At 63.5% G+C, this 15,910-nt stretch carries 15 protein-coding genes; 9 read left to right on the top strand and 6 right to left on the bottom strand.

Translation table 11 applies throughout. From position 1 onward, the window contains the following. From IB277_RS00090 to IB277_RS00105, 4 genes are all read right to left on the bottom strand, one after another. Positions 1–825, bottom strand: coding sequence for an ABC transporter permease (locus IB277_RS00090; RefSeq protein WP_034797068.1), 825 nt, complete (start codon positions 823–825; stop codon positions 1–3). Continuing rightward, positions 822–1,547, bottom strand: coding sequence for an ABC transporter permease (locus IB277_RS00095; protein WP_034797065.1), 726 nt, complete (start codon positions 1,545–1,547; stop codon positions 822–824). The genes IB277_RS00090 and IB277_RS00095 overlap by 4 nt, the downstream gene beginning before the upstream one ends. A 104-nt stretch (positions 1,548–1,651) precedes the next feature. Beyond that, positions 1,652–2,434 (bottom strand): transporter substrate-binding domain-containing protein, encoded by a 783-nt coding sequence (locus IB277_RS00100; protein WP_034797062.1) that lies wholly within the window; start codon positions 2,432–2,434, stop codon positions 1,652–1,654. Positions 2,435–2,470: 36 nt separating this feature from the next. Continuing rightward, positions 2,471–3,244: an ABC transporter ATP-binding protein gene (locus IB277_RS00105; protein ID WP_034797059.1), complete on the bottom strand. Its 774-nt coding sequence runs from the start codon at positions 3,242–3,244 to the stop codon at positions 2,471–2,473. A gap of 285 nt (positions 3,245–3,529) precedes the next feature. On the opposite strand from IB277_RS00105, the gene IB277_RS00110 reads away from it, so the two are divergent. The 8 genes from IB277_RS00110 to IB277_RS00145 all read left to right on the top strand — a co-directional run bounded on the left by IB277_RS00110 (position 3,530) and on the right by IB277_RS00145 (position 12,757). Next, positions 3,530–4,153 (top strand): TetR/AcrR family transcriptional regulator, encoded by a 624-nt coding sequence (locus IB277_RS00110; protein ID WP_060581878.1) that lies wholly within the window; start codon positions 3,530–3,532, stop codon positions 4,151–4,153. 17 nt (positions 4,154–4,170) lie between these two features. Further along, positions 4,171–5,361, top strand: a complete 1,191-nt coding sequence (locus IB277_RS00115; protein WP_090294999.1) for a pyridoxal phosphate-dependent aminotransferase — start codon at positions 4,171–4,173, stop codon at positions 5,359–5,361. Next, a complete protein-coding gene (locus IB277_RS00120) occupies positions 5,358–6,965 on the top strand; it encodes a 5-guanidino-2-oxopentanoate decarboxylase (protein WP_034797049.1) in 1,608 nt (535 codons plus the stop codon). Before IB277_RS00115 ends, IB277_RS00120 begins: the two co-directional genes overlap by 4 nt. A gap of 165 nt (positions 6,966–7,130) precedes the next feature. Then, positions 7,131–7,538, top strand: a complete 408-nt coding sequence (locus IB277_RS37950; protein ID WP_246812690.1) for a hypothetical protein — start codon at positions 7,131–7,133, stop codon at positions 7,536–7,538. Between the two features lie 111 nt (positions 7,539–7,649). Then, positions 7,650–10,190, top strand: a complete 2,541-nt coding sequence (gene secD, locus IB277_RS00130; protein ID WP_090294997.1) for a protein translocase subunit SecD — start codon at positions 7,650–7,652, stop codon at positions 10,188–10,190. 513 nt (positions 10,191–10,703) lie between these two features. Further along, entirely contained in the window at positions 10,704–10,916 is a 213-nt protein-coding gene (locus IB277_RS00135; RefSeq protein WP_034797039.1) for a hypothetical protein, read from the top strand. 233 nt (positions 10,917–11,149) lie between these two features. Beyond that, entirely contained in the window at positions 11,150–11,602 is a 453-nt protein-coding gene (locus IB277_RS00140; protein WP_034797035.1) for an Rrf2 family transcriptional regulator, read from the top strand. Positions 11,603–11,746: 144 nt separating this feature from the next. Then, positions 11,747–12,757 (top strand): SIS domain-containing protein, encoded by a 1,011-nt coding sequence (locus IB277_RS00145; protein WP_192370662.1) that lies wholly within the window; start codon positions 11,747–11,749, stop codon positions 12,755–12,757. Between the two features lie 36 nt (positions 12,758–12,793). Here IB277_RS00145 and IB277_RS00150 read toward each other — a convergent pair whose 3' ends face one another. Beyond that, entirely contained in the window at positions 12,794–13,318 is a 525-nt protein-coding gene (locus tag IB277_RS00150; protein ID WP_034797032.1) for an Lrp/AsnC family transcriptional regulator, read from the bottom strand. 48 nt (positions 13,319–13,366) lie between these two features. On the opposite strand from IB277_RS00150, the gene IB277_RS00155 reads away from it, so the two are divergent. Further along, complete coding sequence (locus IB277_RS00155) at positions 13,367–14,554, top strand: MFS transporter (protein WP_060607073.1); 1,188 nt, start codon at positions 13,367–13,369, stop codon at positions 14,552–14,554. 21 nt (positions 14,555–14,575) lie between these two features. On the opposite strand, the gene IB277_RS00160 is transcribed toward IB277_RS00155, so the two are convergent. Then, the gene (locus IB277_RS00160; RefSeq protein WP_090294994.1) at positions 14,576–15,904 is read right to left on the bottom strand and encodes a capsule biosynthesis protein; all 1,329 of its coding nucleotides are present in this window, start codon (positions 15,902–15,904) and stop codon (positions 14,576–14,578) included. Positions 15,905–15,910 lie beyond the last annotated feature (6 nt).

Here is a 15,910-nt window from a genome sequence, read left to right on the forward strand (position 1 = left end):
TCAGGCACCGCGGGTTGGTATGCGATTTTCGAAGGTGCGGAAAGCCACCACCAGAATACCGGTGAGGCACATGTAGATGAGCGCGAGCAAAAGCAGCGGCTCGTAGGTGAGGAAGGTTTCCTGCCGCACCTTGGAGATGACCGCATAGACGTCGACGACAGTCACGGTCGCGACAAGTGGCGTCGATTTCAGCTGCAGCACCGTTTCGCCATTGAGCGTCGGCAGAGCCCGATGGATGGCGCGCGGCAGCCAGATGCGGCGGAACATCGTCCAGCGGCCCATGCCATAGGCCTTCGCCGCCTCAAGCTCGCCGTTCGGAACGCCGGCAAAAGCGCCGCGCATGACTTCGCCCTCATAGGCCGCAAACGAAATGGTCAACGCCGCCACGCCATAGGGCCACGCTTCGCGCAGGTAAGGCCAGAGGAAGGACTGGCGGATCGCCGGAAACTGCGGGAACAGCGAGCCGAGACCGTAATAGAGCAGCCAGAGCTGCAACAGCAGCGGCGTGCCGCGGATCACGGTACAAAACACCTTGGCCGGCAGTTTCAGGAACCAGGGGCCGGTGACCTGCACGAGGCCGATCGGCACCGCCAGCAGGAAGCCGAGGATGGCGGTGCTGAACAGCATCATCAGGCTGACGAGGATGCCCCAGCCAAGCCGTGGCAGGTAGCGCGGCAGCCAGTCCCAGCGCATGAAGACGGCGACGGCGACGACGAAGGCGGCAAAGACCAGCATCATGAGGATGCGGTGCGGCAGGAAGAAGCTCTTCGCCGTCGGCAGGTCTTCGGGCGTAAACGCAACGGCGTGGGTGGTTTCGTCGGTCATCGGCTCTCCGCAAAACCGCGTCGGGCATGGCGTTCGAGCATGCCGATGAAGACGTTGGAGATGAGCGTCAGCGCCAGGTAGAGCGCGCCAGCCGCCAGGAAGAACAGGAGATAGGCCTTGGTCGTGCCGGCCGCCTGGCGGGTGACCAGAGTCAACTCGCTGAAGCCGACGACCGCGAGAAGGGCCGTGTCCTTGGTGGCGATCAGCCAGAGATTGGAGAGGCCGGGAATGGCATAGGGCAACATCGCCGGCAGGGTGATGCGGCGCAGAACCATGGCCGGCGACATGCCATAGGCGCGCGCCGCCTCGATCTGCCCGGCGGGCACCGCCTTGATCGCGCCGCGCAACACTTCGGTCGAATAGGCACCCTGGACGACGCCGATGACGAAGATGCCGGCCATCAGGCCGCTGATGTCGACCGGGCCAACCGAGAACAACGCCAGAACCTGATTGAGCAGGTCGGTGCCGGCATAATAGAGCAAGAGGATCAGCACCAACTCGGGCACTGCACGCACGACCGTGGTGTAGCATTCGAGCAGATCGCGCAGGACCGGGCCGCCATAGAGCTTGCCGAATGCACCGCCGATGCCGAGCGCCAGGCCGAGCGTGAAGCCGCCGACGGCGATCTGGATGGAATTGAAAAAGCCTTGCAGCAATACGCCGCCCCAGCCGGGTGCTGAAAGCGAGAGCAGGCCCCAATTGATGAGGGAATCCGCAGCCATGCGTCGTCGAGCTCCGATGGCGCCGGCCGGCGATCGCTGCAGCGCTGCGGTCTTTGTCAGACGCGACAAGCGCTGCGACGGTTCGATCGCCGGCCGATCGCGCCTTATCCGCCGTAGATGTCGAAGTCGAAGTACTTCTTCGAGAACGTATCGTAGGTGCCGTTGTCGCGGATCGCCTTGATGGCGGCGTTGATCTTGTCCTTGAGCTCGGTTTCGCCCTTGCGCAGGCCGACGCCGACACCCGGGCCGATCACGGCGACGTCTTCGGCAACGTCGCCCTTGTATTCACAGCATTCCTTGCCCTGGTCGGTCGCCAGAAACGCCTTGAGCGCGATGGCATCCGCCTGCACCGCATCGAGGCGGCCGGCAGCGAGGTCATTGTTGGCCTCATCCTGCGTCTGGTATTCCTTGACCTCGACGCCCGCCGGCGCGAAGTGCTTGGCGGCATAGGCCTGGTGGACCGTCGAGACCTGGACGCCGAGCGTCTTGCCCTTCAGCCCTTCCGGCGAGGAGTTCATCTCGACGCCCTTGGTGCCGATGATGCCGGTCGGGGTGTTGTAGTACTTGTCGGAGAAATCGATGGTCTTCAGGCGCTCGTCGGTGATCGACATCGAACTGATGATCATGTCGATCTTCTTCGACGTCAGTGCCGGGATGATGCCGTCCCAGGCAACCGGCGTCAGCACGCATTCGAGCTTGGCCTCGGCGCACATTGCGTTCATGAACTCGACTTCCCAGCCTTCCCATTTGCCGCTGGCGTCAGGCGCTGTGAACGGCGGATAGGGCTCCGCTGCGACGCCGACCTTCAGCGCTTCCGCCGACGCCGCGACGCCGCCGCTCACGGCGATCGCCGCCGCAACGGCCAGGACTTTCAATGCCTTCTTCATGCTGTTCCCCTTTTTGGTTGTTTAGCATTCAGGAATTCAGTGAATGGAACTGATGAACTTCTTGAGCCTTTCCGATTTCGGTGCGCCGAAGATCGCCTCAGGCGGGCCCTGTTCTTCGATCACGCCGTTGTGGAGGAAGACGATGTGGTTGGCGACGTCGCGCGCAAACTTCATCTCGTGGGTGACGAGGATCATCGTGCGCTTTTCGCGCGCGAGGTCCCCGATGACAGTGAGAACTTCGCCGACCAGTTCGGGATCGAGTGCCGAGGTCGGCTCGTCGAAGAGCATGACGAGCGGCTGGATGGCAAGCGCCCGGGCGATCGCGGCACGCTGCTGCTGGCCGCCGGAAAGGAAGGCCGGGTAGGCGTCGCGTTTCTCGTAGAGGCCGACGCGTTTCAGCAGGGTTTCGGCGGTTGCGACCGCTTCCGCCTTCGGCTTGCCGAGCACATGGATCGGGGCCTCGATGACGTTTTCAAGGATGGTCATGTGCTGCCAGAGATTGAAGCTCTGGAACACCATGCCGAGCTGGCTGCGGATGCGCTGGACCTGTTTGCGGTCCTCCGGCACCAGGCCGCCGCGACCGTCGGATTTCATCCGGATCTTTTCGCCATGCACGCTGACGCTACCGGCGGAGGGGAGTTCGAGGAGGTTGATGCAGCGAAGGAAAGTGGATTTGCCGGAACCGCTGCCGCCGATGATGGCGATCACGTCGCCCTGCTTCGCTGTGAGCGAAACTCCCTTCAGCACTTCCAATGGCCCGAAACGCTTGTGCAGGTCAGTGACCGCGATTGCCTGGGCCGCATCCGTCATCGGCGCGCCGCTCCCATGGCTCTGCGAGCTTTTTCTGTCAGCATCGAAACAGTTCCCCTGTCGTCTTCCGTACGGCATCTTTGGCCTGTCACGGGTTTTTGTTGGCCGGCATGGTTGCACTTGTGCCGCTATTGTTCAAGCGTATAATAATAGACGTCGTCGATTTTTTGACGCCCGCCGATCGTTCGATTTCCCGAAGGAGCCGCCCATGCTGCCGTTATGGCCGAAGCCTTTGCCGACCGCGCCTGAACAGCATTTTGGGCCGGCTCGAGAGCAGAGTGCCGCATGAACAGACGCAGTTTTCACCGCGCGCCGGAAGGCGAGCGCCGCCAGGAATTGATCGAAGCGACGCTCGACTGCATCTCGGAATTCGGGCTGAAGGGCGCAACCGTACGGCAGATCGCGATCCGCGCCGGGGTGACCGCCGGGCTGGTGCGCCACTACTTCGAATCGAAGGACCAGATGGTTGCCGAGGCCTATCGCGCCGTCATCGCCTCGCTCACCGAAAAGGCGAGCAAGGTCGAGGGCGATCCGGAAACCCGGCTCCGGGATTTCATCGCGATCAACCTCACCGAGCCGGTGGCGGACAGCCGCAGCATCTCGCTCTGGGCCGCCTTCATCAGCCAGGTCCGGGTCGATCCGGTGCTGTCGGAGATCCACCGCGAAGGCTATCTCGCCTTTCGCAATTCGCTGCAGGAACTGCTTGCCGATTTCCTTGCGACCAAAGGCAAGCCGGCCGACGCCGAAACCTGCCGGGCCTTCGCCATCGCCATCAACGGGTTGGTCGACGGCCTCTGGGTCGAGGGCTGCCTTGCCGGCGATCTCTTTCGCGAAGGCGAGCTCGTCGCCATCGCCATGTCTTCGGTCGAAGCGCTGCTCGGCACGAAGATCGGAACTGCAAAACAATGAAAACGGGAGAAAGCACCATGCGCTACGCGTCCATCACCGAACGTCTTGCCGATCTTGGTTCGGGCAAATGGTCGCTGCATATCCGTGCCCGCCAATTGAAGGCGAGTGGTGCCGACATCATCGAACTGACGATCGGCGAACCGGATCTTCCGCCGGACCGCGCCCTGCTCGATGAATGCCAGCGCGCGATGAATGCGGGGCGCTATCGCTACTCCAACGGCCGCGGTGAACCGACGGTCGTGGCGGCCGTCGCGGAGAAATACCGTCGTCGCCGTGCCGATGTGACGAACGAGAACGTGCTCTGCTTCCCCGGCACGCAGACGGCTCTCTTCGCCGTGATTCTCGGGTTGGCGGAGGCCGGCGATGCCGTTCTCGTCGGCGATCCGCTCTATGCGACCTATGAAGGCGTGATCCGCTCGACCGGCGCGCATCCGGTGCTGGTGCCGCTGAAGCCGGAATTCGGCTTCCACATGCAGGCCGAAGATCTGGAAAAAGCGATCACACCGGAGAGCCGCGTGCTGCTGCTGAATACGCCACACAATCCGACCGGCGCCGTGCTGACGGCGGAAGAAATTGCCGCGATCGGCGAGGTCGCGCGCCGTCACGATCTCTGGATCGTCTGCGACGAGGTCTATGAGGAGCTGGTGTTCGACGCCGTCTTTGCCTCGCCCTTCGACAATCCGGATCTCGCCGAACGCACGATCGTCGTCTCGTCGATCTCCAAGTCGCACGCCGCGCCCGGCTTCCGCAGCGGCTGGGCGGTCGGCCCGGTCGAGTTCACCGAGCGGCTGCTGCCGGTCTCCGAAACGATGCTTTTCGGCACGCAGCCCTTCATCGCGGACATGACGGCCTATGCCCTGACGCATGACATCGATACGGCGCGCCGGATGCGCTTGTCCTACAAGTCGCGGGCAGAGCAGATCGTCGCCGGCCTTGCCGGGGCGCCCGGCATCGAGGTGTTCGCGCCGGAAGCCGGCATGTTCATCTTGATCGATGTTTCCGGAACCGGTCTCGACGGCGATGCGTTTGCCTGGGCGCTGCTCGAAGAAGAGGGGGTTGCCGTCATGCCCGGATCGTCCTTTGGCGATGAAGCACAGAACTATCTGCGCGTCAGCCTGACCGTGCCCGATGGTGCCATCGACGAGGCCTGCCGCCGCATCTCCGCACTTGCCGAGCGGGCCAGCCTGCGCAAGGAGCGCTGCGCATGACCATGGAAAGAACGGTTGGAGAAGTCCTGGTCGACCTGCTCGAGGCCAATGGCGTCGAGGTGGTTTTCGGCATTCCCGGCGTGCACACGGTCGAGCTCTACCGGGGCCTCGCTGCATCGAAGATCCGCCACGTGACGCCACGGCATGAACAGGGCGCCGGCTTCATGGCCGACGGCTATGCCCGCGTCAGCGGCAAGCCGGGCGTTGCCCTCGTCATCACCGGGCCCGGCCTCACGAACACCATCACGGCGATGGCGCAGGCGCGCCAGGATTCGATCCCGATGCTGGTGATTTCAGGCGTCAATCGCCGCGATTCGCTCGGCCATGGGCGCGGCCTGCTGCACGAGCTGCCCGACCAGCACGGCATGATGAAGACGCTGGCGCTCTATTCGCACACGCTCCTCAATCCGGAAGACCTGCCTTTCGTCGTCGACCGCGCCTTCTCGGTGCTCGTCTCCGGTCGGCCGGGACCGGTGCATATCGAGATCCCGACCGACGTGATGTCGGCGAAGATCACGCCGCAGGCGCTGCGGCCGGCAACGGCCACCCGACCGCGCTCCGACAGCGAGACGCTGCAGCGCGCGGCGATCCTCTGCGCCGACGCCTCGCGCCCGGTCATCATCTGCGGCGGCGGCGCCCTGACGGCGGAGGCGGAAGTTGCGGAGCTTGCCGAAAAGATCGGTGCGCCCGTCGTCACCACTGTCAATGCTCGCGGCATGTTCTCGGGCAGTCCCTTGAGGGTTCCTGCGAGCCCCAGCCTGAAGGCGGTGCGGTCGCTGCTGAAGGAGGCCGACCTGGTGCTGGCGCTCGGCACCGAAATGGGCCAGACCGACTACGACATGTATGCCGATGGCGGCTTTCCGGCCCTGCGCAACCTGATCCGCACCGACATCGATGCGGCGCAGCTCGCGCGCGGGCCGCATGCGGCGCTCTCCATCCTCTCCGGCGCCAAGGCGGCGACGGCGGGCATCCTCGCCTTTCTCCCCGGTCATGCTGCGAAGGATGGAGCGGGACGGGCCGAAACGGCGCGGAGGGCGGCGCTGAAGGAACTGACGCCGAAGATGCGGGCCGAGATCGGCATCATCGACACCATCTACAAGTCTCTGCCGGATTGCACCGTCGTCGGCGACTCGACCCAGGCCGTCTATGCCGGCAACCTCTACTGTGATGCACCGCGGCAGCGTAGCTGGTTCAATTCGGCGACCGGTTACGGTTCTCTGGGCTATGCGCCGCCAGCAGCCGTCGGTGCAGCCGTCGCCGATCCGTCTCGGCCGGTCGTCTGTCTCGTCGGCGACGGTGGCTTCCAGTTTTCGCTCGCTGAAATCGGGTCTGCCGTCGATGCGCAGGCGCAGGTCATCTTCCTCGTCTGGAACAATGACGGCTACCAGGAAATCGAAAGCTACATGGTCGATGCCGGCGTTACGCCGGAGGGCGTCAAGCCTTCGGCGCCGGACTTCCTGATGGCGGCGAAGGCCTATGGCGTCGAGGGACGGCGGCTTGCTTCCGTCGCCGATCTCTCACAGGCGCTCGCCGAGGCGGCGAAGCGCAAGGGACCGTCGCTTATCGAGATCCACGAGCGGCGAACGAGCGGCATCACGGCCTGAGCAACGACAACCACGAAACGGGCCGGATTTGACTTTTCCGGCCCGGAATGGTGTTAAAGGCGCCCATGCTCGATTCCGGCCACGTTCTCTAGGTAAGGTCGGGCATTCGGGCTCAATTTTCGTCTCGCTGGCGTGCAATCGCCAGGGAAAGGGACCGCGTCCTCGATGGACCGCATGGGTGGTGGCAGCAAGAACATACAGGCCGGCCGGCTTCTCGCTGTGCTGTGGCTGTTCTGCGCCTCCTTCGCAATGCAGGTCATCTCGGTCGGACAGAGCATCCCGTCCCGTTCGGCCTCCGGTGCCCAGACCGGCAACGTCACCGACACCGGTTCGACTGACCGTCCCGCCGCCCGGCAACTCTCGCGGGCGACACCGCTTTCAGACCTTCGGTTTACGGCCGAGCGCAAGGACGCCAAGTCCGCGGCCGATGATGGCTTGCCGGCGCTCTTGCCGGCATCGCTCGAACTCGAACTTCCCCGTTCGTCGGACGGGCGGATTTTCCGCGAGTTCGCTGCGTATCTTGGCGGGGCCTCGAACCCTGGCCCCCATATTCGCGCGCCTCCCGGCGCCTGATCCACAACGCGGATTTTGGCTGGCTGGCGGCTTCGGCTGCAGCTCTGCCCTTTATGAAACAAGCCCTGACGACGCGCCCCGTGCCCGCGCAGGCTCTTCTGGAACCACAACATGCGTACATCGAAATGGGCGATTCTCGTCTATGTCGTCGTGATCATCTTCGGATGTATCGCGGCGCTTCCGAACGTGCTGACGCCGGCACAACGTGAACAATTTGCAGGCTGGCTGCCGGTCAAGCCGGTAACCCTCGGCCTCGACCTCAAGGGCGGCTCGCACCTCGTGCTCGAAGTCGATGCTGCCGGCCTTCGCAAAGCTCGGCTCGAAACCCTGCTTGACGATACGCGCCGGGCGCTCCGCGCCGAGCGCATCTCGGCCTCCTCGGCCCGCATCGCCGGCGATACCGTTACCGTGAAGATCGAAGATCCGGCCGACCGCGAAAAGGTTCTGCCGAAGCTGAAAGAGCTGGCGGCCCCTGTCGGCACGCTTGGTTTCGGCGGCGCGGCTTCCGATATCGAGGTGACCGAGAACGGCGACAGCATCAACATCGCGATGACAGAGGCCGGCCTTGCCGACCGCACCACCAAGGCCGTCGAACAGAGCCTCGAGATCATCCGCCAGCGCGTCGACACCGTCGGCGTTGCCGAGCCGCTGATCCAGCGTGTCGGTTCCGACCGCATTCTCGTCCAGCTTCCGGGCCTCGAGGATCCGACGGCACTGCGCCAGCTCTTGGGCTCGACCGCGCAGATGAGCTTCCACATGGTGGACCAGACCGTGGATCCCAACCAGCCGGCGCCGCGCGGCGTCGACATTCTGCCGGGCGCCCACGACAACAACAAATATGCGGTCGAAAGCCGCGTCGCGATTTCGGGCGAGCGCCTGGCCGATGCCAAGGCCGGCTTCGACCAGCGCACCAACGAACCGATCGTGTCCTTCACCTTCGACACGCTCGGTGCCCGCCAGTTCGCGGAAATCACCCAGGCTGCCGTCGGCCGGCCCTTCGCGATCGTTCTTGACGGCAAGGTCCTGACGGCTCCTGTTATCCGCGAGCCGATCATCGGCGGCAACGGCCAGATCAGCGGCAACTTCACCGCACAGGAAGCGACCGTTCTGTCGGCGCTGCTGCGCTCCGGCGCGCTTCCGGCACCGCTCACCGTTATCGAGGAACGCTCCGTCGGCCCGAACCTCGGTTCCGACTCGATCCGCATGGGCATCTACACCGGTCTTGCCGGCTTCGCGCTCGTCGTCACCCTCATGGTCGTGCTCTACGGCGCCTGGGGCATGATCGCCAATGTCGGCCTGGTGCTGCACACGATCCTGACCATCGCGCTTCTCGCCATGCTCGGCTCGACGCTGACCTTGCCGGGTATAGCCGGTATCATTCTCGGCATCGGCATGGCGGTGGACGCCAACATCCTGATCAACGCGCGTATCCGTGAAGAAACGGAAGCGGGTGCCGGCGCGATGAAGGCGCTCGATATCGGCTTCAACAAGGCCTACGCGACCATCATCGATAGTAACGTCACGACGCTTTCGGGCACCGTGCTCTTGTTCGCCTTCGGCTCCGGCCCGGTCAAGGGATTTGCCGTCACCATGATGCTCGGCATCATCATCTCGATGTTCACCTCGATCACCGTCGTTCGCCTGATGATGCGTGAGGTCGTCGTCCGCCGGAAGATGAAGAAGCTCGAGATCCCGTCGCTGTTCGGCAAGGTTCCGAAGCTTCCGTCCTTCTCCTTCATGAAGGGCCGCTTCGTCGCCATCGGCATGTCCGCCTTCCTGTCGGTCAGCTCCGTCGTGCTGTTCTTCACGCCGGGCCTCAACTACGGCATCGACTTCGTCGGCGGTATCCAGGTCGAGACCACCTCGAAGAACACGCTCGACCTTCCGACGCTTCGCCACAATCTCGAAGCGCTCAACATCGGCGAAGTGGCGCTGCAGGAATTCGGCCAGGACAAATCGGTCCTGATCCGCGTCCAGCGCCAGCCGGGCGGCGAGCAGGAGCAGACCGTAGCGCTCAACCGCATCAAGGATGCCGTCGTCCAGACGATCCCGGACGCGAGCTTCGAGCGAACCGAAGTCGTCGGTCCGACCGTCAGCACCGAGCTTGCCCGTTCGGGCTTCCTCGCCGTTGGCCTCGCGATGGTGGCGATCCTGCTTTACATCTGGTTCCGCTTCGAATGGCACTTCGCCGTCGGCGCGATCGCGGTCCTCTTGCTCGACATCACCAAGACGATCGGCTTCTTTGCGCTGACAGGCATCGACTTCAACCTGACGGCCATCGCCGCGCTCCTGACGATGATCGGCTACTCGGTCAACGACAAGGTCGTGGTTTATGACCGCATGCGCGAGAACCTCAGGAAGTACAAGTCGATGCCGTTCTCGGATCTCATCGACATGAGCATCAACCAGGTGATCGCGCGATGCATCTTCACCTCGATGGCCACGGCCTTCTCGCTGGTGCCGATGGCGATCTGGGGCGGAGATGCCGTCAAGAGCTTCGCCTGGCCGATGATCTTCGGCGTGATCGTGGCAACGACCTCGTCGATCTATATCGGCGGCCCGATCCTGCTGTTCCTCAATCGCTGGTGGAAGGATCGCGAAGCATCCCGCGGTGGCACAACCACGCCGCAGGCGGGCACGCCTGCTGCCTGACATCCGGCACTGGAACACAAAACGTGAAGGGGCGGCCCGACGGGCCGCCCCTTTTTTGTCCGAATGTGCTGTCTTTATCCACCCGTGCCTTGCAGACTGATTCTTCGCTTCCTAAATAGCGTAGGTCTCCGGGTCCGGAACGGGTGGATGGATTTTGCGTACATCGCCCCTTGAATTTAAAGGGTGAAGAAATTTTTTCTGCGTCTTCATCTTTTTAATTGACGGAATTGGTAGATTATTCTAGTTTGCCACTACGTGAACGCGGGGAGTCCGCCTCACGGTTGTTCATCGAACGCTCCGGCATTGCTGATGCCGGGCCAGCCAAAGGAGTGTGACATGTCCGAAACCGTCTCGACCGCCGCCTTCTTCGGCACGCGTCTCCTTTGTCGCGCAACAGAGAAAAAATGGCTCATTCGCAATCTTTGCCGAATGTGACCTTCGAACCCCTCGAACTTTATCTTTTGCCGAAATTGAAAGTTTCCGCGCCGACAGCGTGGATGGAGCGTTATTTGTATGAGCAAGCAGGTTATCGAATTTGGCGGCGAAGCCGTCGGCGTTGTTGTCCCGGATGAAGATCGCTTCAAGTTCCTGGCGGTGAAGTATCACGTCTGGGACCTGGACGCGAAGCGCTTCGGCTCGGCCGATGAAGCGCGCGCCGCAATCCGGCAGCTGTTGGCCCACCAGGCCGTCCAGGCCAAGCGGCAGAACCACAGCGCCGCTGCCTGAAGCCGCACTTGAAGCGGATGAGAAAAGCCGGTTTCGGCTTTTCTCCCGCATCCACCGCGAAGACATCCGCAAATCTTGCCGCATCGGCCGCACGCAATTGCCCGCGACATCGGTCAATTCCCCACTATAATTATATGTTGGCAGTACGTTTCTTGTGCTATGCCAATATATATTTGCATTTGCGCGGATGATTCCCGTTTTCTGGGGTGCCGCCGCAGGGAAAGCGTGCCGGAATGCTGACGAAGAAGGGAAAGTACGGCCTGAAGGCCTTGGTCGATCTTGCTCGGCTGGAGCCGGGGGAAACTGCCTTCATTACCGAGATCGCGCAGCGCAACAATATTCCCAAGAAGTTCCTGGACACGATCCTGCTTGAGCTGCGCAACGCCGGCATGCTGCGCTCGAAAAAGGGGCCCGGCGGCGGCTACTCGCTCTCGCGGCCCGCTTCGGAAATCCGTATCGGTCACGTGATCCGCACGCTGGACGGGCCGCTTGCGCCGATCCGCTGTGCGAGCCGCACGGCCTACGAGGTCTGCGAAGATTGTAACGATCCCGAGACCTGTCAGGTGCGGGTATCGATGACGACGGTCCGTGATGCCGTTGCCGCCATTCTTGATTCGATGACGCTCGAAGAATTCGCGGCCGACAAGTCGATGCCGCTGGAAATGGAAGAAAAGCGCGCCGGCTGACGAAAACGCCGCGGTTCACGCCAGTTTTCCCCCGAACTCTGCTTCCAAGACTTGGTTTGCCAAGAAAAAGCGCTTATCTGCCGTCAATGGTCTGGCGGGCAAATTCGTGCCTGTTGCTTAAGTCTTCGCAGAATTGGGGTCATCATGGGTTTGAGACATGCATCGGCGGATGATCGCACTGCACTTGCGGCTTTGGAGTCGATCGGCCGGACGCTGACGACCGCGATGGCCGGCATCAGGGCGCTGGCGGACCAATTTGGCGCTGACGAAGTTTTTGCGCGCAGCGTCGTCGAAGCCGTCGAACTGATCGGCGAAAGCCAGGGGCGCGTCGTCGTCTCCGGCGTCGGCAAGAGCGGCCATATCGGCCGCAAGATTGCAGCCACGCTGGCATCGACCGGAACATCCGCCTACTTCGTGCACCCGACCGAAGCGAGCCATGGCGACCTCGGCATGGTCACCTCGCAGGACGTGCTGATCCTGCTCTCCTGGTCGGGCGAGACGGCCGAGCTTGCCAACATGCTCACCTATGCCAAGCGCTTCAACGTGCCGATCGTCTCGATCTGCGCCAACCGCGACAGCGTGCTTGCCCGCAACTCGGAAGTGCCGATCGTCTTGCCGAAGGTTCAGGAAGCCTGTCCGCACGGCCTCGCGCCGACGACCTCGGCCATGCTGCAACTCGCCATCGGCGACGCGCTCGCCATCGCGCTTTTGGAGCGGCGCGGCTTTTCGGCCGAGGATTTCAAGACTTTTCATCCGGGCGGCAAGCTCGGCGCGCAGTTGCGGCTTGTTCGCGAGCTGGCGCATGACGGCGCCCAGATGCCGCTTCTCAGCGTCGGACGCCCGATGAGCGAGGCGCTGATCGAGATGTCGTCCAAGGGTTTCGGTGTCGTCGGCATCATCGACGATGGCGGCAAGCTGGCCGGCGTGATCACCGACGGCGACCTGCGTCGTCACATGTCCGGCGACCTGCTGCTGCAACCGGTCGAGGCGGTGATGTCGCGCAATCCGCGCGTGATCCGCGGCGACTTGCTTGCAAGCGGCGCCATGGAATTCATGCAGCAGCATAAGGTGACCGTGCTCTTCGTCGTCGACGACGGCGGGGCGCCGGTCAGCATCCTGCATATTCACGACCTGCTGCGCGCCGGCGTCGTCTGAGACTGCCAAGGCGGCCCTCCGCCTGGCGAGAGCAGCCTACCCCTTCACCACGGCGGGCCAGTCGCTCGTCGTGCCCGGCTGCACCGGCCGTTCCAGATAGGTGGAAAGCACCACATAGCTGCGCGTCGCCTTGACGCCGGGCGTGTCGTAGAGCCGCGCCAGAAGCCCTTCGAGCGCATGCGTGCTTTCTGTGCGCACCTTGAGCAGCATGCAGGTGTCGCCGGCGACCGAGTGGATCTCTTCCACTTCAGGGCATTCCTCGATCGCAAGCAGCGCCTGCGTCTTGCCCCAGCCGGTCGTGTCGACATGGACGAAGGCAAGCAGCGTCTTTCCGACCGCGTCCGGATCGATGAGCGCCGACACGCGGCGGATCGCGCCCGAACGCCGGAGCCGCTTCACCCGTTCATGCGCCGCCGGCGGCGAAAGTCCGACGCGTTCGCCAAGCTCGGCATAGCTTGTGGTCGCGTCCTCGACGAGGACGCCTAATAGTTTTCGGTCCATCGCGTCGAGGTCGCGCTCCGGCGGACGCTTCCGCCGAACGTCATCTGTATTTTGGTCCATACCGAGAATTCCTCTTGTTGCTGAATTTCATTCTGCAAAAATGGAGGAATGACGAACATCAATCAACAAATTTCGCCAGATTCGATCGACAGGACCTCGATCGACAGGGCGCGCATCCCGCCCTTCGCCTATGTCCTGACCGTCTGCATCGGCGTCATCGGCTCCAACTCGCTGGCGCTTGGACCAATCGCGCCGGAGGTGGCGCGGAGCCTCGGCACGGATGTTCCATCGGTAATGGTCGCTTCGGCCGCCTTCGGACTAGGCACGGCCGTCAGCGCCATCTTCCTTGGCCGCTTCATCGACCGGTACGGCCCTCATCGCATTCTGGCTGCCGCGCTGTTGCTTCTGGCCGCCGGGCTCACCGGTAGCGCGCTTGCGCCCATGCTGGCGTTCCTGGTCGCCGCCCAACTCGTTGTCGGCGTCGCCACCGGCATTGCGCTTCCGTCGATCTACACGCTGGCCTCGGTCATCGCGCCGGCCGGACGGGAGAGCGAGACGATCGGCCTGGTGCTGACCGGCTGGACGCTCAGCATGGTGGCCGGCGTGCCACTATCGGCAGCGATTGCTGACTTCGGAGGATGGCGCGCCGTTTACTTCGTCGTTGCCGTAGCCACACTGGTTGCTTGCGCTGCCGTCAGGCTCGCGCCGGTGCGGGAAGGTCTGGCCGGCAAGACGACGTCGCCGCTCGCGGCGCTTGGCGTGCGTGGCGCCGGACCGCTGTTGATCGCCTGTGCCGCCTTCATGGCCGCCTTCTACGGCGTTTATGCCTATATCGGCGAACACCTGCACGCAGCGCTCGGGTTGCCCCTCAGCGCCAATGGCCTCGTGGCCGTTTCCTACGGCTTCGGCTTCGGTGCGGCGGCACTACTCGACCGGCTGATCGACCGCTTCGGCGCTGGCAGGTTGCTGCCTCTGATTTTTCTCGTCGTCGCCGGCGTCTATGCGGCGATGGCCGCCGTGAGTAGCTCCTACACGGCCATGCTGGTCGTCGTCTTTTTCTGGGGCCTTGCCAACCATTTTGGTCTCAACGTGCTGATCATGCGGCTGACGGGGCTCGATCCCACAAGGCGTGGCGCGATCATGGGGCTGAACAGCGGCGTCACTTATCTGTCGCTCTTTTTGGGAACGCTTGGTTTCGGCGTGGTTTATGGCGGGGCTGGTTTTTCCGCGCTGCCCTTGGCCGCGGCCGGCCTGATGCTGGTCGCCGCAATCGCCGCAGCGCTCGCGCCGCGCTAGGTCCCCGCGATGTGAAAACGGCTACCCTTGGCGGGAAGCGGAAGGCGCGCGTTTCGCAGGCCTTTGGCGCGGCGCGGGGTCAATAAAGGCGCCAGGTTCGTTGAGGCTGCTTTCGTTCAGCCGCCGGGCAATCGCTTCCGCGCCGGCATCGGTTCCGGCGCGGGAATAAAGGTTGCCGCGCACCTGGATCGACGCGGCAAGCAGGCGGAACATTGCGACACTAAGTTCAGGCTCCGGCGCCTGGGGCGCCTGCCAGAAACCGTCGAGTGGCTGCTGGTCGGTCAGACCGGCAATATCGAAGACGGCAGTGCCGAGCACCTTGACCGGCCGCCCCTGCTTCAGGGCGTGCAATCCGGCCGTCGAATTCACCGTGACCATGCCGGCGCTCGCCTCGCCAAGCGTATCGAGATTTCCGCCGTCCAGGTAGACGACGCGCCCGCTCAGGCCAAGCGCCGCTGCTCGCTGCTCGATGAAGCTGCGCCACGGGATCAGGTCGTTGTCGAGCGGATGCACCTTGAAGACCAGGCGTGCATTCGGCGCGGCAAAGGCGCCGAACGAGGTCAGGACGTCAGCGATTGCATCCTTCTGGCTGTGGAAGGGCGAATGCGCCCTGAGCTGAAAGTCGGTTTCGAGCTGAAGCGGATAGACGAAGTAGGGGGCATCGTCCGAAAGGAGCTTCGTAACGGTCGCCACCGCTTCCGCGCTGCGCCGTTTTTCGGATAGCAGCCGGCGCACCCAGCCGGCGTATTCGGCGAGCGGATGGAAAATCCCGTGACGGCGGTAGTGCGGAAACAGGAACCAGAAAAAGACGTTCGGCAGATTGTAGAGCAGATCGTAGCTTGCATCGGCGAGGAACGTCTGGCTGTAGCGCTTGCGCCAGTCCGGCTCCGGCAGGTTTGACGCTGCCGAAAGGATCTGACCGGCGTCGTTCGGAAAATGGGAGTTCGACGACATGCCGTTGCGCTCGAGCGTCAGCCAGTCCGGCCGCAGATAGCCCATTTCGACAATCGCGACACTGACGCCGGCGTGCCGGGCGACGGCGGTGGCCGCCCTGTGGTAGGGCCGCTCTTCGCCGAGAAACAGCATATCCGTGACGCCGTGGGCCGCGATGAATGCCTCGAGATAGCCGGGCCAGGCGGCCGCCGTGCCGCGATAGTTGAAGCCGCCCTTGCGGCGCCAGAAGATCTGGTCGCCGACGTTCAGATTGATCCTCAGGCAGCGGTGGCCGAGGGCTTCGAGCCGGTCGGCGATCTTGCGGAAGATCGGCGAGGAGGGGCCCTGCAGGAACAGGAAGACCCGCTGTCTCGGCCGTGCGGCCCCACCGGCCGATGTCGTCGAAGAGTTCTCCATCCGCAG

This window comes from Ensifer sp. ENS07 (genome assembly GCF_014852185.1).
Classification (GTDB): domain Bacteria; phylum Pseudomonadota; class Alphaproteobacteria; order Rhizobiales; family Rhizobiaceae; genus Ensifer; species Ensifer adhaerens.

Coding starts and splice junctions, on each gene's coding strand:
- IB277_RS00095 (WP_034797065.1), bottom strand. CDS start 1,547: ATGGCTGCGGATTCCCTCATCAATTGGGGCCTGCTCTCGCTTTCAGCA.
- IB277_RS00115 (WP_090294999.1), top strand. CDS start 4,171: ATGCGCTACGCGTCCATCACCGAACGTCTTGCCGATCTTGGTTCGGGC.
- IB277_RS00090 (WP_034797068.1), bottom strand. CDS start 825: ATGACCGACGAAACCACCCACGCCGTTGCGTTTACGCCCGAAGACCTG.
- IB277_RS00100 (WP_034797062.1), bottom strand. CDS start 2,434: ATGAAGAAGGCATTGAAAGTCCTGGCCGTTGCGGCGGCGATCGCCGTG.
- IB277_RS00105 (WP_034797059.1), bottom strand. CDS start 3,244: ATGACGGATGCGGCCCAGGCAATCGCGGTCACTGACCTGCACAAGCGT.
- IB277_RS00155 (WP_060607073.1), top strand. CDS start 13,367: ATGACGAACATCAATCAACAAATTTCGCCAGATTCGATCGACAGGACC.
- secD (WP_090294997.1), top strand. CDS start 7,650: ATGCGTACATCGAAATGGGCGATTCTCGTCTATGTCGTCGTGATCATC.
- IB277_RS00120 (WP_034797049.1), top strand. CDS start 5,358: ATGACCATGGAAAGAACGGTTGGAGAAGTCCTGGTCGACCTGCTCGAG.
- IB277_RS00145 (WP_192370662.1), top strand. CDS start 11,747: ATGGGTTTGAGACATGCATCGGCGGATGATCGCACTGCACTTGCGGCT.
- IB277_RS00160 (WP_090294994.1), bottom strand. CDS start 15,904: ATGGAGAACTCTTCGACGACATCGGCCGGTGGGGCCGCACGGCCGAGA.
- IB277_RS00110 (WP_060581878.1), top strand. CDS start 3,530: ATGAACAGACGCAGTTTTCACCGCGCGCCGGAAGGCGAGCGCCGCCAG.
- IB277_RS00140 (WP_034797035.1), top strand. CDS start 11,150: ATGCTGACGAAGAAGGGAAAGTACGGCCTGAAGGCCTTGGTCGATCTT.
- IB277_RS00135 (WP_034797039.1), top strand. CDS start 10,704: ATGAGCAAGCAGGTTATCGAATTTGGCGGCGAAGCCGTCGGCGTTGTT.
- IB277_RS37950 (WP_246812690.1), top strand. CDS start 7,131: ATGGACCGCATGGGTGGTGGCAGCAAGAACATACAGGCCGGCCGGCTT.
- IB277_RS00150 (WP_034797032.1), bottom strand. CDS start 13,318: ATGGACCAAAATACAGATGACGTTCGGCGGAAGCGTCCGCCGGAGCGC.